The following is a 19,896-nucleotide window of genomic DNA, read 5'->3' as shown; positions in this document are numbered from 1 at the left end:
AATTTGCAAAACATAGCTCAAATGTCTTGTAATCCTGCTATGGGTGGAATCGCAAAAGGACAAATCGTTCGTGAGATTGATGCGTTGGGTGGTTATTCAGGAATTGTTTCTGATAAAACTGCAATCCAATTCAAAATGTTGAACGTTTCAAAAGGCCCTGCTATGTGGTCCCCAAGATGCCAAAGTGATAGAATGCGTTTTTCTGAAGAATGGAGATTGATGTTAGAGCAAACACCTAATTTAGATTTTTATCAGGAAATGGTTTCCGGTATTTTAACCGAGAATGGAAAGTTAGTCGGAGTGAAAACCGGCTTAGGATTACAAATAAAAGGAAAGACGGTTGTGTTGACCAATGGGACTTTTTTGAATGGTTTGATCCATATCGGAGAAAAACAATTCGGAGGTGGCCGTGCCGGAGAAAGTGCTTCTTACGGAATTACAGAAGATCTAGTGAATTTAGGTTTTGAATCCGGGCGAATGAAAACCGGAACGCCGCCACGTGTGGATGGACGTTCTTTAGATTATTCTAAAATGATTGAACAGCCTGGTGATGTGAATCCTCAAAAGTTCTCCTATTCTAATCAAACACAACCTTTAAAAGAACAACGTTCGTGTTGGATGACCTATACATCTCCTGAAGTACATGATTTGTTGCGTGAAGGGTTCGATCGTAGTCCGATGTTTAACGGACGAATAAAAAGTATTGGGCCACGTTATTGTCCTTCAATTGAAGATAAGATTAATCGTTTTGCAGATAAAGATCGTCACCAACTTTTTGTAGAACCGGAAGGTTGGCATACAGTTGAAGTCTATGTAAATGGTTTTTCTACTTCTTTACCGGAAGATGTTCAATTCAATGCTTTGCGTTCGGTCGCAGGATTTGAAAATGTAAAATTCTTCCGCCCGGGTTATGCTATTGAATATGACTACTTCCCTCCTACGCAGTTAAAACATACTTTAGAAACCAAATTGGTCGAAGGTTTATATTTCGCCGGACAAATTAACGGAACCACGGGTTATGAAGAAGCAGCTTCTCAAGGTTTAATGGCCGGGATTAATGCGGCATTAAAAGTGAAAGAAGAAGAGCCGTTAATTTTAAAACGTGACGAAGCGTATATTGGTGTTCTTATTGATGACCTGATAACTAAAGGAACAGAAGAACCGTATCGTATGTTCACCTCTCGCGCAGAATACAGAACCTTATTGCGCCAGGATAATGCAGATTTACGTTTAACTCCTAAAGGATATGCCATAGGCTTAGCAAAACAAGAACGTATGGAGCGTATGGAAGAAAAAATGGTTAAATCGGAAGCATTTCTTCAGTTTTTTAGAGAGACCAGTGTAAAACCGGAAGAAGCTAATCCTATTTTAGAAGCAAAAGGATCTTCTCCGATGGCGCAGCCAGATAAAATGTTTAAAGTATTTTCGCGTCCGCAATTAGAATTAGAAGATTTTAAAAAATTCGAAAAGGTAAGTGAATATATTAACGAACATCATTTAGATAACGAAATTGTAGAACAAGCAGAAATTCAGGTAAAATATTCAGGTTATATTGAAAAGGAAAAAAATCATGCTGATAAATTGAATCGATTAGAAGATGTAACTATTCCTGATAATTTCGATTTTGATAAGATTAGATCTATTTCAATAGAAGCAAAACAAAAGTTAAATAAAATAAGACCTAAAACAATTGCACAAGCATCACGTATTAGTGGTGTGTCACCAAGTGATATTTCAGTGCTGTTGATTTATATGGGAAGATAATTTTAGAGAGAAAAGAGTAAAGAAGATACAAAAGAAATATTTTATGCTTTCCTTTTGATTCTATTTTTTAAAATTGTTTCACGTGAAACATTTAATCTTACAATTTAATTTTGTCACTTTAAGCGAAGTCGAGAAGTCACATAAAGGAATAAAAGAATGATATTCAAAGAAAACAATATTTACATAAACGTAAAAGATTTTTCGGTTTCCGGAGAATCTTTTTCTTTGTTAGAAAATGTTGAGTATGGAATTTTAAAAACCACTCCTACTCCATCATTAGAGCAATTGCCTTCTTATTATGAAAGTGAAGATTATATTTCACATACGGATGGTTCACGCACATTTTTTGAAAAAATATACCAAAGAGTAAAAAAATATGCCATTCAAAGCAAAGTGCAATTAATTTCGAATTTTGCAACAAAAGGAGCTTTATTGGACATCGGTGCCGGAACAGGAGATTTTTTAGTTGCTGCTCAAAAACAAGGATGGCATGTTTTAGGTTTGGAACCGAATAAAAAAGCAAAAACAATTGCAAAGAGTAAAGGAATTCCGTTTGGAGAAAATTTAAAACTCATTCCAGATCAGAGTTATGATGTGATTACTATGTGGCATGTTTTGGAACACGTTCCGGATTTGGATTATCAATTAGAACAATTGAAACGAATTTGTAAACCGGGAGGAATTATTGTGATAGCAGTTCCTAATTACAAATCATATGATGCCAAGCATTACAAAGAATTTTGGGCAGCCTATGATGTTCCTCGTCACCTTTGGCATTTTTCAGCAACATCGATCCGAAAAATGTTTTCTGAGAAAAATATCGGGTTATTAAAAATTAAACCGATGTGGTTTGATAGTTTTTATGTGAGCTTATTGTCAGAAAAATATAAAAGCGGAAAAATGAATCCGGTCAAAGCATTTTATATCGGTTTTGCTTCAAATGTATATGGAATCTTTAAAAAGGAATTTTCATCACACATTTACGTCTTAAAAAACAACTAAAACTTATTTTAAGGCATTTTTAAAGTGTTTTAAATGTAAAAACACATAAAACCATTCAAAAAATATAAAAATCAATCAAAATCGATTTATTTAAGTCGGTTTTTATAATAAAAAACTATCTTTTTGCTGTTTTAATAGTTTATTCTTATTTTTGTTTAAACTTGAAATTTTATGAATTCGGAAGAAAAACTTTTTTTTAAAGGTATCTATGGGGACGATTCCATTAACATGGTTCGGGAAACAATCCATATCGGTTCTTTCGAAGCAACAGGAAAAAGACATGAATGGCTTATTAAGCCACATGTTCATAGTAACCTTTTTCAAATTTTTCTCATTGAAGAAGGTTCTGTTGAGTTTTTGATTAATGATGGCTCCGAATTAATTGAAGGTATTTCTTTTTTAACCATTCCTAAAAATATTGTTCATGGTTTTAAAATGCATCCCGATGTAAAAGGTTGGGTTATTTCGTTGCATGATAAGAGTATGGAAAACATGCTTAAGTTGGATGCTGATATAATTATCAGAATGGATGAAGTACATATTTTTAAGTATGATGCTGAAGACAAGTTGATTAGTGATGCTTATAATACTTTGCACAAGTGTATTTATGAATACCATAGCGATTTACCGGCAAAACAACACGCATTGCAATATCTGGTAGGAATGTTATTGTTACGATTGTATAGGATCCCTACAACTTCTAAATTATCGATACAAATTCAAGATAATAAATTTACTTTATTTTACAGAAGATTCTTACAGTTAATTAGGGAGAAGAATTCATTCAAATTCGGTGTAGAAGAATATGCCTCACTTTTAGATATATCTGCCGGCTATTTAAATAAGATCTGCAGAGAAGTTTCCGGTCAATCACCAAAAGATATTATTATTGAATATTACATTGATGAGATCAAAAAAATGCTAGCTGATTTTGAGTTATCTATATCTGATGTCGCTTATAAAATTGAGCTAAACGATCCTGGTTATTTAACTCGGTTATTTAAAAAGAAAACAGGGATGACTCCAAAAGAATACCGAGCTTCAATAGGTGCTAAATAATTTCTTATCAATATATTACTCTTAAATCTTTTCTTTCTTTAAAGACTGTATAAATCAGTTTCTTAACTTCTTCTCAAATTGATTTATATTTTTCAGTTCTATTCAAAAGTCCCCTTTTTTGGGTTACTATAACGTTTGAAAACGTAAAAAATGCTATTTTTTTTTATTTAAAGTGTAAAAAAAATCGATTTGTCCTATTTTTTATTTAAAAACATAATTTTTTGCTCCAAATAAATGCAAAATTTGCATATAACTAAAAAATATGTATAAAAAAATAAATAATACATATTAAGATTTGAGGAATATTATCAAATTAATAATTCGCTCTTTTATTATATAAAAACTTACTATTAATTAAAAAATCAGAAATTATGACTAGAGAGTTAATCGATGAAGTATTGAATAGAATTCAATCTCAGGAAAAAAATGGAGAAGGTAACCCGCGTGTAAAAGAAATTGTAGCTCGTTTGTTGAGAGATTTATTTTATGCCATGGACGATTTGAATATCACTTCAGAAGAAATGTGGCATGCGTGTGATTGGCTAACTCAAACAGGAAAAAACAACGAATGGGGGCTTGTATTTGCAGGTTTAGGAATTGAGCACTTTATTGATGTAAGAATGGACTGGGAAGACGAGCAAGCAGGTGTTCATTTAAAAACACCTCGTACTATCGAAGGTCCGTTATATGTTGCCGGTTCACCGGAGTCATTAAGCTATGCTGAATTAGAAAATGAACCAAATCAAGGTGATGAAACATTGTACATGCAAGGTACTGTAGTTGACGAAGAAGGAAATCCTGTTGAAGGTGCCTTAGTAGAAGTTTGGCATTGTAACTTAAAAGGATTGTATTCGTATTTTGATTCCACACAATCTGAATTTAACTTGCGAAGAGCTATTCGTACAGGAAAAGACGGAAGATACCAATTCAAATCATTCTTACCTGTAGGATATAGCTGTCCTCCGAATGGTTGTACCGATAATTTAATGAAATGGTTAGGTCGTCACGGTTCTCGTCCGGCACATATCCACTTCTTTGTAACTGCTCCTAACTACAGAAAATTAACAACGCAGATCAATATTGACGGAGATCCGTTATTAGGTCAGGATTTTGCTTTTGCAGATAGAGAAGAATTGGTTCCGCCAATCACTCACTATACTGCAGAACAAGCGAAAGCTTTAGGAAAAGACGAAGCATTTGCTTCTATCGATTTCGATTTTAACATGGTTCATGACTCTACAAAAATAGCTCCGGGTGAAAACCACAGAACCAGAGCAGCTATTGTTACAGCCTAATAAACTACATGAAAACCGTGTTTTCTATAACACGGTTTTTTTCTCTTCTTAACAAGTAATCACCAAATTATTTTAAATCTTTTAAAAAACTCTATTCCAGAGGAGGGTTTCTATTGCCTAAAATGAAGTAATTATGGAACAAAACACAGTAAATTATATCGATTCTTTATTAATTCACGATAAAGAAAACGGAAAGTATCAGCACAACCGAAAAGCTTTTACAGATCCTGAATTATTTGAACTTGAAATGAAATACATCTACGAGAATAATTGGGTGTATTTAGCACACGAATCGCAAGTAGCTAACGCAAACGACTATTATACAACAACTATTGGTCGTCAATCGGTTGTAATTACTCGCGATAAAGAAGGACAATTACACGGACTTATCAATTCCTGTTCACACAAAGGAGCACAACTGTGCCGCTACAGAAAAGGAAATAAATCCTCTTTTACATGTCCGTTTCATGGTTGGACATTCAACAATTCAGGAAAACTACTAAAAGTAAAAGATTCCAAGGCAGGCGGATATCCGGAACAATTTAACTGCGAAGGTTCTCACGATCTAAAAAAAATTGCACGTTTAGAATCGTATAGAGGTTTCATTTTTGGTTCCTTAAATCCTGATGTAGTTTCTTTAAAAGAATATCTTAATGACACTACTTTAATTATCGATCATATTGTAGATCAAGCTCCGGAAGGTTTAGAAGTGTTAAACGGTTCATCACAATATACTTACAACGGAAATTGGAAGTTACAAATGGAAAACGGAGCCGATGGTTACCATGTTTCTTCTGTACACTGGAATTATGTAGCCACAATGGCGCGCCGTAATTACGAAAAAGAAGGTACAAAGGCAGTTGATGCCAACGGATGGAGTAAATCGCCCAGAGCGGGCGGATATGGCTTTAAAAACGGTCATATATTGCTTTGGACAACCAAATTAAATCCGGAAGTAAGTCCTATCTACAAACAAAAAGATCGTTTAATAGCAGAATTCGGTGAAGAAAAAGCTGGATTTATGCTAACAATGACACGCAATTTAGGGGTTTATCCTAATGTGTTCATTATGGATCAGTTTTCTACTCAAATTCGTGTAGTTCGACCAATTTCAGTGAATGAGACCGAAATCACTATTTATTGTTTCGGTGTAAAAGGCGAAAGCAAAGAAGAACGTTCAACCCGAATTCGTCAATACGAAGATTTCTTCAACGTAACCGGTATGGGAACTCCCGATGATTTAGAGGAATTCCGTTCATGTCAAATTGCTTATGAATCTACTGAATTGCCTTATAACGACATGAGTCGCGGTGCAACACATTGGGTTTACGGACCAGATGATCATGCTGAAAAAATGGGAATTAATCCGGTAATAAGCGGAATTAAATCGGAAGACGAAGGTTTGTTTGTTTCGCAACATGAATACTGGAAAGAAACTTTGATTAAAGGTGTTTCTAAAGAAGAATTAGTTTAATTAATTAGAATTTAAAATGACAAATTTTGAAAAAATAACTGCTTTTTTATACAAAGAAGCTCGTTTTTTAGATGATAGAGAGTGGGAAAATTGGTTAGAATGTTACCATGAAGATGCCATGTACTGGATGCCCGCTTGGACTGATGAAGATGAAACCACTACTGATTTTCAATCCGAGATTTCATTGATTTATTATCCTAATCGCGGTGGATTGGAAGATCGTGTTTTCCGTATCAAAACGGAGCGCTCTTCTGCCTCAATGCCTGAACCCAGAACTTCTCATAATATTACAAATGTGGAAATCGTAGAAGAAAACGATAACGAAATTAAAGTTCGTTTTAACTGGCACACCTACTCGTTCCGTTACAAAACAACAGATATTTATTTCGGAACCAGTAACTACACATTACAAAAAACAGAAGATTCCTTTTTAATTACTAACAAAAAAGTTGTAGTCAAAAACGATTACATACGTCAGGTTTTAGACGTTTATCATATTTAAAATTATGTCAAGAATTGCTTTAAATTTTGAGGATGGTGTAACCAAGATAATTGAAGGTTTACCGAATGAAAAAGTATCCGATGCAGCCTATCGCAATAGAATTAATATTCCATTAGATTGTGCAGACGGAGCTTGTGGAACATGCAAGTGCAAAGTAAAATCAGGAAGTTATGACGGAGGCGATTACATTGATGAAGCCTTAACTGATGAAGAAGCAGCTCAAGGTTTTGGTTTGGCTTGCCAAATGACTCCGGAATCGGATATGATTATTGAAATTTTTGCCAGCTCAACAGCTTGTAAGGTAGAAACACAAACTTTTGCTACTACAATTTCAGCCGTTAACTATTTATCTCCCGAAATCGTTCAGTTAAAAGTACAATTGCCTGATAATGCTACTCTAGAATTTTTAGCAGGACAATATGTAAATATTGAAGTTCCGGGAAGTGAACAAACGCGCTCCTACTCTTTTGCAAATAAAGGTAGCCAAAATGAATTAGAATTTTTAATTCGAATGGTTCCCAATGGTTTAATGAGCGAATATTTAAAAAATGAAGCTCAAGTAGGCGCATCATTGAATGTAACCGGACCTTTAGGAAGTTTTTATTTGCGACAAATTGAAAAACCAACTTTATTTTTTGCAGGTGGAACAGGAATTGCACCATTTTTAGCCATGCTGGAAAGCTTAGCAGCCGAAGGAAATTCCAATCCAATTACACTATACTACGGAGCTACAACAGAAGAAAATTTAGTGGAAATAGATCGATTAAAAGAATTCCAATCGAAGCTAAATTTCAACTTTGAGTGTTGTGTTTCTGGACAAGAATCATCTCGTTTTCCAAAAGGATTTGTTACCCAATGGATTACCAAGGACAATTTAACGGAAAACGATTATGATATCTACATCTGCGGACCCAATCCTATGGTGGAAGCCGTTAAAGAATCATTAGCAACAGAAGGAATTCAATACAGCAATTTTTATTTAGAAAAATTTTTACCGACAGGCCACGCTGTTACCACCTAAAACTAACCAAAAAACAAAAACTAACCAAAAAACAAAAACTAACCCAATAACGTAACAACCAAAAATTAAATAAAACTCATGAGAACTATCAACATTCAACAGGTAATCGACGACGCTCGATTCGGAAGTTTTCACTGGAAAGTACTTTTCTGGTGTTTTTTAATCATCATTTTTGATGTGTATGATTTAGTCATTTACGGTGTGGTTTTACCCATTTTGATGAAAGAATGGAACCTAACACCGATGGAAGCCGGGACTTTAGGAAGTTATGCCTTATTCGGCATGATGTTCGGGGCACTTATTTTCGGACCATTAGCTGATAAAATTGGTCGAAAAAAATCGATTATAATTTGTTTGGTTCTTTTTAGCGTATTTACTTTAGTGAGTACTTTAGCAGTTGAGCCATTCCAGTTTGGATTAAGCCGATTTATAGCAGGTTTAGGAATTGGTGGTTTAATGCCTAATGCCGTTGCATTAATCACAGAATATGCACCTAAAAAAATGCGTTCTTTGTTAACAACAATAATGTTTAGTGGCTATGCAGTAGGTGGAATGCTTTCTGCAGGTTTAGGAATGTTGCTTTTGCCTAGTTTCGGCTGGCAATCTGTATTCTATGTAGGTGCAATTCCACTAGTTTTATTGCCTATTATTTTAAAATATCTCCCAGATTCTTTAGGATTTTTAGTGAGAAGTGGTAAAAATGAAGAAGCTTCAAAAATCGTTTCAAAAATTGACCCAAATGCTATTGCTGCCAATGAAAAAGTAACTTTTGAAACACCTGAAAAAGTTCCGGGAGCAAGTTTAGTACAACTTTTCAAAAATAAAAGAGGTATCAGTACTGTAATGTTCTGGATAGCATTTTTTATGTGTTTGTTAATGGTTTACGGATTAAATTCTTGGTTACCAAAATTGATGAATCAAGCGGGATATCCATTAGGATCTAGTTTATCATTCTTATTAGCGTTAAATGTTGGAGCGATGATTGGTGCCATTGGCGGCGGATGGTTAGGTGATAAATTTCACTTGAGAAAAGTTTTGATCATCTTCTTGTCGCTAGCTGCAATTTCGTTGAGTTTATTAGGGTTCAAGAGTAACACTTTTGTACTTTATTTGTTGATCGGTATGGCTGGAGCAACTACTATTGGAACTCAAATTTTATTATATGCTTATGTAGCACAGTTCTACCCTATGGACATTCGTTCAACAGGAATTGGTTGGGCTTCAGGTGTAGGTAGACTTGGAGGAATGGCAGGACCAATTCTTGGAGGAGCGTTATTGAGTATGGGATTACCATTCGAAGCAAATTTCATGATTTTCGCTATTCCAGGAGCTATCGGTGCTTTGGCTATTTGTTTTGTAAGTCTAAAATATGCTTACGTTAACAAAGTAACTTCACAAGTTGAACTTCAAACAGAACCCAAATTAGGATAAATACAGAACCTATTTTTTACAAAAATGAATAAATTTTTTCCCAATCGTTTCCAGAATAAAACTATTGTAGTAACCGGTGCAGGTCAAGGAATTGGTAAAGGAGTGGCTGTTAGAGCTGCTCAAGAAGGGGCTCAAGTAGCATTGGTAGACCGTTCTGAAATTGTGCACGAAGTTGTTAATGAAATTAAGGCTTTAGGCGGCGAAGCAATAGGAATTGTTGCCGATTTAGAAGTGTATGAAAATTTTGTTGCGACATTCAAAGAGGTTAAAGCTACTTTCAATAGAATTGATGTTTTAATCAACAATGTGGGAGGTACTATTTGGGCAAAACCTTACGAACACTACGAAGTAGATGAAATTGAAAAAGAAATCAAACGTTCTTTATTTCCGACACTTTGGGGATGTCATGCGGTTTTACCCTATATGCTTGAACAAAATTCTGGAGCTATTGTCAATATTTCTTCTATAGCTACAAGAAGTATCAATCGTGTTCCTTATGCTGCAGCAAAAGGCGGAGTGAATGCTATTACAGCGTCATTAGCTTTTGAAAATGCAACCAAAAATATTAGGGTAAACGGAATTGCCACCGGAGGAACGGAAGCTCCACCAAGAATAATTCCGCGTAATCCAAATGAACAATCGGAAAACGAGAAAAATTGGTACCAACAAATTATAGATCAAACGGTTGATTCTACCTTAATGAAACGCTATGGCACTATCAACGAACAAGTTGGAGCTATTTTATTCTTAGCTTCTGACGAAGCTTCTTATATCACCGGAATTACACTTCCGGTTTCGGGAGGCGACTTGGGTTAATCAAAAATAAATAAAGAACTAATCAAAAATGAGAAAAAATATATTGAAGAGCATTAGCATTTTGTTAATGTTCATAGGAGGCTTTTGCTTTTCCCAAAACATAGAACTAGATTCAATAGCTGAAAATAAAAAAATACAAAACGCTGTAGATGCATATTTAAAAGAGCGTGATGTTAACCTAAAATTTTATGGATTTATCCGTCACGATGCGATGTTAGACTCCAGACAAACAGTAGATGTGAGAGAAGCGGCTGTTGTAATGTGGGCCAAAGACAGAAAATATGATGCTAACGGAGAGGATATCAATTCGGCATCACAATTTCAAATGTTATCAATTCTTTCCAGAATGGGTGTAAAAATCAAAGGACCTGATGTTTTTGGAGCAAAATTAAACGGAGTTTTAGAAGGAGATTATTTTGGTAATGCCGAAGGAGGAATCAATGAATTTCGTTTGCGACATGCTTGGATTACCTTAAATTGGAAAAAAACACAAATCGGAGCAGGACAGTTTTGGCATCCGTTAACGATTCCTGAAATCTTTCCAGGAACGGTAAACTTCAGTGGCGGAGCGCCGTATATGCCTTATAACAGGAATCCGCAAATCCGTTTAACACAAAAATTAGGAAATCATTTCAATATGATTGTTGCGGCAATTTCACAACGTGATTTCACAGCAAATACAGAACCCTATACAAATAGTGGTGTTCCGGCAGGGCATTTACAATTCAATTATAAAACAGATAATTTTATCATTGGTTTAGCCGGACATTATGAAAACATTCGCCCGAAAACAAGTTCAGGAACTTTAGGATTATATTCTAACGAAAGATTGAATAGTGTAACCGGAATGTTGTATTCAAGATTGGATACAAAACATTTTACGCTTAAATCAGAAGCTACTTTGGCTCAAAATGCAGCATCTTTCATTATGTTAGGAGGTTTTGTTGGCTTTACCAAGCCTGATGGCAGTTTAGAAACCTATCAAACGATGAATACTCAGGCATATTGGATTGATTTTACTGCTAAAACGAATAAAAGATTGGTATCGGGTTTCTTTGCTGGATACAGTAAAAACAATGGTGTTGACAAATCTAATAGTGACCCAACGGTTACGGCACAAGCTTACGGATTTTCGGCAGTTGTTAGCGGAATTGGAGCCGGATCCGGATCAAGAACCATTAATTATATCTATCGCGTTGCGCCAAGACTAGAGTATGTGTTGAACAAATTAAAATTTGGTTTGGAGTTTGAATATTCTATGGCTGAATGGGGAGATGCTGATAACAGAGGAAGAGCCGTTACAAATTTAAGTGATGTGGCAAATTCCAGAATAATTTTTGCAACTACATTCAATTTTTAAAACATAGTTTGATGCTACAAAATAAATGGATTTCTCTTGCTGTGATATTAATGTCGCCCTTATTAACTGTGGTAGATGTTTACATTGTAAACATGGCTCTACCGGCAATCAGGGCGCAATTCACAGCGACCGATAGTCATACGGAGCTGGTAATAAGTTCTTATTTAGTAGGGTATTGCGTTTTTTTGATAACAGGCGGAAGAGCGGGAGATTTTTACGGACGCAAAAAAATGTTCTTGTGGAGTATGCTGGTCTTTACGTTTAGTTCGGCCATGTGTGGGTTGGCAGGAACCATTTGGCAACTTATTACCTTCCGTTTTATTCAAGGGATTTCTGCTGCATTCATGGTGCCACAAACCTTGACCATGATTCAAGTGGCGTTTAGAGAACCCAATGAAAGAACTAGAGCTTTTGGTTATTATGGCGTTACACTAGGAATTGCGTCTATTATCGGGCAATTTTTAGGAGGCTATTTTGTAGCATCAAACTTTATTGAAGAAAGTTGGCGCTTGATTTTTTTAATCAATGTGCCTTTAGGAATAATTACTTTAGCTTTAGCTTGGTTTAGTTTACAAGAAACCAAGCAAAAAAGCGAAGAACGATTTGATTTATCAGGGGTTTTATTGTTAACCGTTTCACTTTCAGCATTAATTTATAGTTTAACCACAATTCCCGAAACCGGTTTTTCAGTAAGCTTGGTTTCATTGTTGTTGTCGGCGTTTTTACTTTTGTTTTTCTTTGGAAGAAATCAACACAAAAAAACCATTCGGCAATTAAACCCATTGCTTACCACTAGCCTATTTAAAATACGAAGTTTCAATTTAATTTTAGTAATAGCCTTGTTTTTTTGGGGAGCACATAATTCGTATTTGTTAATGTGTGCAATTCAGTTCCAAAGGGTTTTACATATCGATGCTTTAACAGCAAGTCGATATTTTTCATTTAATGGCGTAGGTTTTCTAATTTCGTCTTTAATAGCGTTTCGTTTCTTGGCAAAATATGGAATAAAGCTCCTGATTGGTGGCGGAATTTTAATGATTCTTTCCATTGTATTACAATTGCTTACATTAGACAGTAAAGAAAATATTTTCTTGATTCCGTTTTTTATGTTTATTTACGGTTTAGGACAAGGAACACTTTTACCTTCCATTTTGAATTATGCCTTGAAAAAGATTCCCGTGGAACATGCCGCCGCCGCCGGTGGTGTTTATGTAACGGTTCAACAATTTTCTTCGGCATTAGGAATAAGTGTAATCGGAAGTGTTTTTTTCTTTGCCATTCGAAATAATTACAATGGTTATGTAATTGCAATGAGTATGGCTGCTATCTATTTGATTGTCGTGGTGTTATCGTTGCACAGGTTGTCAAAGTTTAAAGAAGCGCACTAATCACACGGATTAGATTCATCCAATAAAAATAAGAAAAGTATAATTTTTGAACCTGAATCAATTAGTAACTTTACGGGATTTAAAAAAATTAAAAAGAATATGTCAAATATAACCATTCAGAAAGTAGAAGCCATAATCGTAGATTTACCTACAATAAGACCTCATCATTTATCCATGACGGTAATGCGTAATCAAGCTATGGTTATCCTACGTTTTTTCTGTAGTGATGGAATAGAAGGAATCGGTGAAGCCACAACTATCGGAGGATTAAGCTACGGAGAAGAATCTCCGGAAAGCATGAAGTTGAATTTTGATACCTACTTTGCTCCTCTTTTAATCGGAAAAGATGCGACCAATATTCACCAAATCATGTATGTGTTGGAAAAAAGCATCCGCGGAAACCGAATTGTAAAATCGGCCGTAGAAACCGCATTGTTAGATGCTCAAGGGAAAAGATTAGGTGTTTCTGTAGCTACGTTATTAGGCGGAGCCAATACAGACCGTTTACCGGTACTTTGGACTTTAGCTAGTGGTGATACCGGAAAAGACATTGAAGAAGCTCAGGAATTAATCAAAATAGGCCGTCACAATACTTTTAAACTTAAAATCGGATGGAGAGCTCCGGAAATTTCCATTGCTCACGTAGCGGCTATTAAAAAGGCTTTAGGAGAAGAAATTAAGATCACGGTAGATGTCAACCAAGCTTGGGATGAAAGTACGGCTAAAATTGGAATTGCGAAACTTCAAGATGCGGGAATTGATTTAATTGAACAACCCATTGTAAAAGATAATTTTGAAGGTCTGGCACGTTTAACCAATATGTTTATTGTACCCATTATGGCTGATGAAGCGTTGAATGATGCTTCCGATGCGTATAAACTGGCAAAAATACGTGGAGGTGATGTTTTTGCTTTAAAAATCGGAAAATCAGGTGGTTTGTACAATGTGTTGAAAACAGCAGCCGTTGCCGAAGCAGCCGATATCAGTTTGTATGGAGGTACACTTTTAGAGGGAACTATTGGTTCAGTCGCTTCAGCGCATGCTTTCAGTACATTAAAAAATATGTCTTGGGGAACTGAACTTTTCGGACCTTTATTGCTAACGGATGACATTGTAAAAAAAGGAATTGAATTTACAGATTCATCTATGAAATTACCTTCAGGTCCTGGTTTAGGATTAGAATTAGATTTAGACAAATTAGAAAAATACAGAAGAAAATAATAAAAATATAAAGTTATGGTATTCTTAGTCGAAATGGATGTAAATATTCCAACCACTTGGGATGAAGATAAATTGAAAGATTATATCAAGAGAGAACAAGAAACCTCTCAAAAATGGCAAAAATCAGGAAAGTGGAAGTATTTGTGGCGTGTGGCCGGACAATATTCTAACGTAAGTGTTTTAGAAGTAGAAAGCCCGGATGAATTGCATGCGATCATCAGCTCTTTACCCCTTTTTCCATATATGGACATCAAAGTAAAAGCACTTTGCAAACACCCAAATGCTGTTAGAGAAACACTTTTATAAAAAATAGAATTATGCCAATCATAACATTTGAATCAGGAAAAATTAGCGAAGAAAAAAAGCGAGAATTGCTTCAAAAATTAGTAGAAGTTGGGGTTGAGGTAACAGGAACTCCCAAGGAATATTTCGTAGTAAAAATTCATGAATATCCAGATGATAATTTTGCTATGGCTGGTGAAACAGTTACTCAGATTAAAGAAAAACTTCAAAAGAAATAAAAATGTCTTTTGCTAAAGTAAATAACACAAAAATCCACTACGAATACTTGCAAAACGGCAAGGATAAAACATTGGTATTTTCTAATTCTTTAGGAACCAATTTTTCCATGTGGAACCCTCAGATAGAAGCGTTATCTCAGGAGTATAACTTATTGTTTCAGGACACTCGCGGTCACGGACAAAGTGAAGTGACTTCGGGCGAATATTCTGCGGAACTATTAGGTAAGGATGTCTTAGCACTACTCGATTTCTTGAACATTGAAAAATTCGCTTTTTGCGGACTTTCTATGGGCGGATTAATCGGACAATGGTTAGGAATTCACGCTAAAGGACGAATTGAAAAATTAATCATTTGTAATACAGCGGCTAAAATTGGAACACTTGATGGTTGGAACCAAAGAATTGCAACCGTTTCCGAAAATGGGTTGGCCAATATTGTTCCGGCAACTGCCGAAAGATGGTTTACCGAAAAATTCAGGGCATCTTCTTACGATCAAATCCAACCTATTTTAGACGTATTCGCTAAAACGGATGTAGCTGGATATTGTTCCAATTGTGCTATGGTTCGCGATGCCGATTTCAGAACACAATTACATGAAATTGAAGCTCCTACCCTAGTCATTTGCGGAACGGAAGATGTCGTTACAACCGTTGAAGACGGAAAATTTATGCAGGAGCAAATTCCAAATGCGCAATTAAAAGCATTTTACGCAGCACATCTTTCCAATGTAGAAGCTGCCGCTGAGTTTAATCAAGCACTATTGGATTTTTTAAAATAAAAGAACTAAGAAAATGAAAAAAACACCACAAATCTCTTTAGAAGAGGCCGCAAAATTGGTGAAAAATGGCGATGTGTTGCTACAAGGCGGATTCGGAATGACAGGAAATCCGGTGCACTTAATGCATGCTTTAGCCAAAACAGATACGAAAGATTTAACGTTTATCGGAAATAATGTAGGTGAACCTGGTTTAGGTGGCGGTCTATTATTGCGTAACGGACAAATCAAAAAAATGATAGGTTCGTTTTTTACCAGTAATCCCGAAGCGGTTAAAGCAGCTCAGGAAGGAAAAGTGGAATACGAATTAATTCCGCAAGGTACTTTGGCCGAAGCGTTAAGAGCTGGGGGAGCCGGAATTGGTGGTTTTTTTACACCAACGGCTGCCGGAACGGTAATTGCTGAAGGAAAAGAAACAAAAATATTGAAAGGCGTGCAACAGGTTTTTGTAGAAGGAATTCGCGGAAATATTGCTTTTATCAGAGCTTGGAAAGCTGATACCGCCGGAAATTTGGTTTACAGGATGACTGAACAAAATTTCAATAGAGCCATGGCAACAGCTGCTGATTTGGTTATTGCTGAGGTAGAAGAAATTGTACCGGAAGGTTCTATTGATCCTAACGAAATTCATACGCCGGGTTGTTTTGTAGATTACTTAGTACAAGCTACGCTGCATTTGGACGATTTAGGTAGTTCAGCTTCCGTAAGTTCTTCTAAAAAAGTAAGCGAGAGCCGAATGAATATGGCAAAAAGAGCGCTTCAGGAACTTCAAAAAGGCGATGTAGTAAATCTGGGAATTGGTATTCCTACTCTGGTTGCCGATTTAATTACACCGGAACATGGGATCATTTTACACACTGAAAACGGAATGTTGGGCGTTGGTCCTGCTCCGAAAGATGGTGGAGGCGCTTTAGATTATCCGGTTAATGCCGGAAAGATTCCGGTGACAGCTTTACCGGGAAGTAGTTATTTTGACAGTACCGAATCATTTGCCATGATCAGAGGGAAACATATTGATGTGGCTGTTATGGGAGGTTTGGAAGTAGACGAATCGGCTAATTTAGCCAATTGGGCTGTTCCAGGAAAACCTTTACTAGGGGTTGGTGGCGCTATGGATTTGGCTTCGGGAGCTAAAAAATTGATCATTACCATGACGCATACTAACAAGGATGGTTCGTCTAAAATTGTACCTACGTGTAAATTGCCATTAACCGCAATTGAGTCGATAGATATGGTTATTACTGATTTGGCAGTATTTAAGTATATTGATGGTCAATTGACTTTGACAGAAGTGATGCCAGGAGCAACATTAGAAGAAATAAAACAAAAAACAGAAGCACATTTTATAGAAAAATTATCTTAATTTTAATTGAGATAAATAAGATAAAATATGCTGGAAAAAGTAATCAAATATAGCATAGGTTCTGACTTAGCAATCTATATTTTCAGATGTTGTTTAGGTTTCTGGATCGGATATGAATTATATGTTCATTTTATTGAGCACCAGTTATATTGGGCTTTGTTGTCTATCGTTCTGGTGATTTCACCGGAGGCCAAAGATTCCAAACGCTTAGCAATAGAGCGTTTTAAAGCCAATTTTATCGGATCCGGAATCGGATTGCTTTGCTTTTTGATAGGAGCTCCCAACTTTTTTATGATCATTGTAGGGATTGTTTTAGCCATCATTATCTGTTATGTTTTTAAATTGATGAATGTGGTACGTACAGCAATTGTGGCTTTGATCATTGTTTTGATCTACGAACGGGACAACATGAGTTGGATGGGAGCTATTGAAAGGTTTTCCGGTGTTGCTTTAGGCTGTCTGATAGGATTAGCAATAACAGTGATTACTTCTTACGGAATTAACTTTCTGCGAAAAAAATGGAATTTGCCTGAAGATGAAGGCTTTAAAAATATTAAAAATGAATAAAAACGTATATATTATTGATGGTATCCGTACTCCCGTTGGAAATTTCGGCGGCGGATTATCACAAGTACGAACAGATGATTTAGCAGCAACAGTGATCAAAGAATTGGTTAAACGAAATCCTGAGATTCCCGTTGAAGAAATTGAAGATGTCATTTTAGGTTGTCATAACCAGGCAGGTGAGGACAACCGAAATATAGCGCGTATGGCTTTATTATTGGCAGGTTTGCCGTATACTATTCCGGGTGAAACAATTAATCGCTTGTGCTCATCAGGGATGTCTTCTATCGTAAATGCAGCCAGAGCTATAGCTTGTGGTGATGGTGATATTTATATTGCCGGCGGGGTAGAACACATGACTCGAGGACCGTTAGTGGTTTCTAAACCGTCTAAAGCTTTTGGAACCGATTCTAGAATGGAAGATTCAAGCTTCGGATGGCGTTTTGTAAACCCGAAAATGAAAGAAATGTATGGTGTTGACCCAATGGGAATAACTGCCGAAAATTTGGTAGAGTTGTACAATATTTCAAGGGAAGATCAGGATTTATTTTCTTATCGTTCACAAATGAAAGCTACAAAAGCGCAGGAAAACGGAAGATTGGCTAAAGAAATTATGACAGTCGAAATTCCACAGCGCAAAGGTGATGCCGTTCTTTTTGAAAAAGATGAGTTCGTCAGACCAAATACGACAACGGAAATATTAGCAAAGTTAAGACCGGCTTTCAAAAAAGACGGAACTGTAACAGCCGGTAATGCATCCGGATTAAATGATGGTGCAGCAGCCGTGTTTTTAGCATCAGAAGAAGCAGTAAAAAAATACAATCTGAAGCCAATAGCTAAAATTGTGAGTTCCGGTGTTGTAGGTGTAGAACCGAGAATTATGGGAATCGGTCCGGTTGGTGCTTCGTATAAAGCACTAAAAAGAGCCGGATTAGAATTAAAAGATATTGATGTTATTGAGTTAAACGAAGCTTTTGCCGCTCAAAGTTTAGCGTGTATCAGAGCATTTGGTTTAGCAGATGACGATGCCCGAATTAACCCCAATGGCGGTGCTATTGCTATTGGTCACCCACTGGGAATGTCGGGAACGCGAATTGTTTATAGTGCGGCTTTAGAGTTGCAGGAACAAAATAAAAAATATGCTTTAGCCACCATGTGTGTGGGTGTAGGACAAGGTTATGCTTTACTTTTAGAGAAAGTATAAAAACACGGTTCCATCCAATTAAAAATTAGGAGTTGGTAACTTGATAAGGAATTCTTATTTTTACCGCCGTAAAATTTTGAATAATAACAAATGAAAAAAGCATTTTTAATTTTAGGACTTGCAATTGCAATGATTTCTTGTAACAAACAAGAAAGCACACCGGCTTATAAAACAGCGTATATTGACACAGCTGAACTTTTAGAAAAATATGAAAAGTTTAAAGATGAAGACGAAAAGTTCAAAGTAAAATCGCAGGAAATGGGTCGTCCGTTGCAAGCAAAATTACAAGCTTTTCAGGATGAGGCTAATAATTTCCAACGCAATGCTCAAATAAAAGGGATGGCTTGGGCACAACAAAAAGGTGCTGAGTTACAACAAAGAGAGCAACAATTAGCAATGGAACAAGATGCTTTATTACGTCAAATTCAGGTAGAAAGCGATAGTATCCGTACAGGAATCATTAAATCGATGAAAGACTATATCAAAGAATACGGTAAAAAAGAAGGGTATGATTATATCTACGGAACGGGTGATGCTGCTACAGTTTTATATGCTAAAGATAACTATGATATTACACAAGAAGTTTTAAAATCGTTAAACGATGAGTTTAAAGCTTCTCAAGGTAAAACAGAAGAAAAAGCTGAAGCTACAGAAGAAACGAAAGAAGAAGAAAAATAATACCATTTTCTATAAAATAAAAAAAGACCAGATTTTTATCTGGTCTTTTTTTATTTTACAAATACTACTTTACCCTAACCAGTAAACGGCTAAAATAGCCGGAATAAAGTAAATAACAATGGTTCTGGCACCATCGTAATCTTTAGCAATTCTTTGTCCGAAAAGCAAAAATAAAAGCGTTATACACGATAGAACGGCTCCATAATAACCTACAATAGTATCAGGAGTATTGAATAATTCTATTATACCGGAAACGCACATTACACCGGAACAAATTTCCAAAACTAAAATAAGAAATAAGGCCAGCGGAACTTGTTTTCCTAAAAAAGTACCGTTAAAGTGACTTTTAAGCCATTCTACATTACCTTTCCAGTCTTTTATCTTGTCATAACCGGATTGTAAAAAAGTTAGGGCTAATAGAATTAAAATTAAAATAGGTGCTGCTTGAGGAATCATA

General features: G+C 35.9%; 20 protein-coding genes. 19 read left to right on the top strand and 1 reads right to left on the bottom strand.

Features of this window, described 5'->3' with window-relative positions:
- The 19 genes from mnmG to NHF50_RS06740 form a co-directional block, all read left to right on the top strand.
- On the top strand, positions 1-1,764 hold a 1,764-nt coding region (gene mnmG, locus NHF50_RS06835; RefSeq protein WP_252775473.1), incomplete at its 5' end, for a tRNA uridine-5-carboxymethylaminomethyl(34) synthesis enzyme MnmG.
- Positions 1,765-1,920: 156 nt separating this feature from the next.
- The gene (locus NHF50_RS06830; protein ID WP_109569002.1) at positions 1,921-2,766 is read left to right on the top strand and encodes a bifunctional 2-polyprenyl-6-hydroxyphenol methylase/3-demethylubiquinol 3-O-methyltransferase UbiG; all 846 of its coding nucleotides are present in this window, start codon (positions 1,921-1,923) and stop codon (positions 2,764-2,766) included.
- A 171-nt stretch (positions 2,767-2,937) separates the two neighbouring features.
- Positions 2,938-3,825: an AraC family transcriptional regulator gene (locus NHF50_RS06825; RefSeq protein ID WP_109569001.1), complete on the top strand. Its 888-nt coding sequence runs from the start codon at positions 2,938-2,940 to the stop codon at positions 3,823-3,825.
- Positions 3,826-4,196: 371 nt separating this feature from the next.
- Positions 4,197-5,120: a dioxygenase gene (locus NHF50_RS06820; RefSeq protein WP_109569000.1), complete on the top strand. Its 924-nt coding sequence runs from the start codon at positions 4,197-4,199 to the stop codon at positions 5,118-5,120.
- Positions 5,121-5,253: 133 nt separating this feature from the next.
- Positions 5,254-6,594: a Rieske 2Fe-2S domain-containing protein gene (locus tag NHF50_RS06815; RefSeq protein WP_109568999.1), complete on the top strand. Its 1,341-nt coding sequence runs from the start codon at positions 5,254-5,256 to the stop codon at positions 6,592-6,594.
- A 16-nt stretch (positions 6,595-6,610) separates the two neighbouring features.
- Positions 6,611-7,096, top strand: coding sequence for a benzoate 1,2-dioxygenase small subunit (gene benB, locus NHF50_RS06810; protein WP_252775472.1), 486 nt, complete (start codon positions 6,611-6,613; stop codon positions 7,094-7,096).
- 4 nt (positions 7,097-7,100) lie between these two features.
- Positions 7,101-8,117: a benzoate 1,2-dioxygenase electron transfer component BenC gene (gene benC, locus NHF50_RS06805; protein ID WP_218925792.1), complete on the top strand. Its 1,017-nt coding sequence runs from the start codon at positions 7,101-7,103 to the stop codon at positions 8,115-8,117.
- A 78-nt stretch (positions 8,118-8,195) separates the two neighbouring features.
- The gene (locus tag NHF50_RS06800) at positions 8,196-9,548 is read left to right on the top strand and encodes an aromatic acid/H+ symport family MFS transporter (RefSeq protein ID WP_109568996.1); all 1,353 of its coding nucleotides are present in this window, start codon (positions 8,196-8,198) and stop codon (positions 9,546-9,548) included.
- Positions 9,549-9,572: 24 nt separating this feature from the next.
- Positions 9,573-10,364 carry a 1,6-dihydroxycyclohexa-2,4-diene-1-carboxylate dehydrogenase gene (locus NHF50_RS06795; protein WP_252775471.1) on the top strand — a complete coding sequence of 264 codons (792 nt, stop codon included), beginning with the start codon at positions 9,573-9,575 and terminating at the stop codon, positions 10,362-10,364.
- A 28-nt stretch (positions 10,365-10,392) separates the two neighbouring features.
- Positions 10,393-11,724, top strand: coding sequence for a hypothetical protein (locus NHF50_RS06790; protein ID WP_252775470.1), 1,332 nt, complete (start codon positions 10,393-10,395; stop codon positions 11,722-11,724).
- Between the two features lie 11 nt (positions 11,725-11,735).
- Complete coding sequence (locus tag NHF50_RS06785) at positions 11,736-13,112, top strand: MFS transporter (RefSeq protein ID WP_252775469.1); 1,377 nt, start codon at positions 11,736-11,738, stop codon at positions 13,110-13,112.
- Between the two features lie 99 nt (positions 13,113-13,211).
- Complete coding sequence (locus NHF50_RS06780; RefSeq protein WP_252775468.1) at positions 13,212-14,333, top strand: muconate/chloromuconate family cycloisomerase; 1,122 nt, start codon at positions 13,212-13,214, stop codon at positions 14,331-14,333.
- A 15-nt stretch (positions 14,334-14,348) separates the two neighbouring features.
- Positions 14,349-14,639, top strand: coding sequence for a muconolactone Delta-isomerase family protein (locus NHF50_RS06775; protein ID WP_109568991.1), 291 nt, complete (start codon positions 14,349-14,351; stop codon positions 14,637-14,639).
- Positions 14,640-14,650: 11 nt separating this feature from the next.
- Positions 14,651-14,854: a 4-oxalocrotonate tautomerase DmpI gene (dmpI, locus tag NHF50_RS06770; protein ID WP_109568990.1), complete on the top strand. Its 204-nt coding sequence runs from the start codon at positions 14,651-14,653 to the stop codon at positions 14,852-14,854.
- Positions 14,855-14,856: 2 nt separating this feature from the next.
- Positions 14,857-15,633, top strand: a complete 777-nt coding sequence (gene pcaD, locus NHF50_RS06765; RefSeq protein ID WP_252775467.1) for a 3-oxoadipate enol-lactonase — start codon at positions 14,857-14,859, stop codon at positions 15,631-15,633.
- A 13-nt stretch (positions 15,634-15,646) separates the two neighbouring features.
- A complete protein-coding gene (locus tag NHF50_RS15810; RefSeq protein WP_308219309.1) occupies positions 15,647-16,993 on the top strand; it encodes a 3-oxoacid CoA-transferase in 1,347 nt (448 codons plus the stop codon).
- 27 nt (positions 16,994-17,020) lie between these two features.
- Positions 17,021-17,560, top strand: coding sequence for an aromatic acid exporter family protein (locus NHF50_RS06750; RefSeq protein WP_252775466.1), 540 nt, complete (start codon positions 17,021-17,023; stop codon positions 17,558-17,560).
- Positions 17,553-18,761, top strand: a complete 1,209-nt coding sequence (gene pcaF / locus NHF50_RS06745; protein ID WP_252775465.1) for a 3-oxoadipyl-CoA thiolase — start codon at positions 17,553-17,555, stop codon at positions 18,759-18,761. The genes NHF50_RS06750 and pcaF overlap by 8 nt, the downstream gene beginning before the upstream one ends.
- Before the next feature lie 90 nt (positions 18,762-18,851).
- Positions 18,852-19,439: an OmpH family outer membrane protein gene (locus NHF50_RS06740; RefSeq protein ID WP_109568986.1), complete on the top strand. Its 588-nt coding sequence runs from the start codon at positions 18,852-18,854 to the stop codon at positions 19,437-19,439.
- Between the two features lie 69 nt (positions 19,440-19,508).
- Here the strand turns inward: NHF50_RS06740 and NHF50_RS06735 are convergent, their stop codons facing one another.
- Positions 19,509-19,892: a DoxX family membrane protein gene (locus NHF50_RS06735; protein ID WP_109570628.1), complete on the bottom strand. Its 384-nt coding sequence runs from the start codon at positions 19,890-19,892 to the stop codon at positions 19,509-19,511.
- Positions 19,893-19,896: the final 4 nt, after the last annotated feature.

It is taken from the genome of Flavobacterium sp. NRK F10 (assembly GCF_024054235.1).
GTDB classification, from domain to species: Bacteria; Bacteroidota; Bacteroidia; order Flavobacteriales; family Flavobacteriaceae; genus Flavobacterium; species Flavobacterium sediminis.
This window is presented reverse-complemented; position numbering and strand designations above follow the sequence as displayed.

Bases quoted from the DNA above. Each gene is read 5' to 3' on its own strand.
- NHF50_RS06785 (WP_252775469.1), top strand. From the start codon at position 11,736: ATGCTACAAAATAAATGGATTTCTCTTGCTGTGATATTAATGTCGCCC.
- NHF50_RS06780 (WP_252775468.1), top strand. From the start codon at position 13,212: ATGTCAAATATAACCATTCAGAAAGTAGAAGCCATAATCGTAGATTTA.
- NHF50_RS06775 (WP_109568991.1), top strand. From the start codon at position 14,349: ATGGTATTCTTAGTCGAAATGGATGTAAATATTCCAACCACTTGGGAT.
- benC (WP_218925792.1), top strand. From the start codon at position 7,101: ATGTCAAGAATTGCTTTAAATTTTGAGGATGGTGTAACCAAGATAATT.
- NHF50_RS06815 (WP_109568999.1), top strand. From the start codon at position 5,254: ATGGAACAAAACACAGTAAATTATATCGATTCTTTATTAATTCACGAT.
- NHF50_RS06820 (WP_109569000.1), top strand. From the start codon at position 4,197: ATGACTAGAGAGTTAATCGATGAAGTATTGAATAGAATTCAATCTCAG.
- NHF50_RS06750 (WP_252775466.1), top strand. From the start codon at position 17,021: ATGCTGGAAAAAGTAATCAAATATAGCATAGGTTCTGACTTAGCAATC.
- NHF50_RS15810 (WP_308219309.1), top strand. From the start codon at position 15,647: ATGAAAAAAACACCACAAATCTCTTTAGAAGAGGCCGCAAAATTGGTG.
- NHF50_RS06740 (WP_109568986.1), top strand. From the start codon at position 18,852: ATGAAAAAAGCATTTTTAATTTTAGGACTTGCAATTGCAATGATTTCT.
- NHF50_RS06800 (WP_109568996.1), top strand. From the start codon at position 8,196: ATGAGAACTATCAACATTCAACAGGTAATCGACGACGCTCGATTCGGA.
- NHF50_RS06790 (WP_252775470.1), top strand. From the start codon at position 10,393: ATGAGAAAAAATATATTGAAGAGCATTAGCATTTTGTTAATGTTCATA.
- pcaD (WP_252775467.1), top strand. From the start codon at position 14,857: ATGTCTTTTGCTAAAGTAAATAACACAAAAATCCACTACGAATACTTG.
- NHF50_RS06830 (WP_109569002.1), top strand. From the start codon at position 1,921: ATGATATTCAAAGAAAACAATATTTACATAAACGTAAAAGATTTTTCG.
- dmpI (WP_109568990.1), top strand. From the start codon at position 14,651: ATGCCAATCATAACATTTGAATCAGGAAAAATTAGCGAAGAAAAAAAG.
- NHF50_RS06825 (WP_109569001.1), top strand. From the start codon at position 2,938: ATGAATTCGGAAGAAAAACTTTTTTTTAAAGGTATCTATGGGGACGAT.
- benB (WP_252775472.1), top strand. From the start codon at position 6,611: ATGACAAATTTTGAAAAAATAACTGCTTTTTTATACAAAGAAGCTCGT.
- NHF50_RS06795 (WP_252775471.1), top strand. From the start codon at position 9,573: ATGAATAAATTTTTTCCCAATCGTTTCCAGAATAAAACTATTGTAGTA.
- pcaF (WP_252775465.1), top strand. From the start codon at position 17,553: ATGAATAAAAACGTATATATTATTGATGGTATCCGTACTCCCGTTGGA.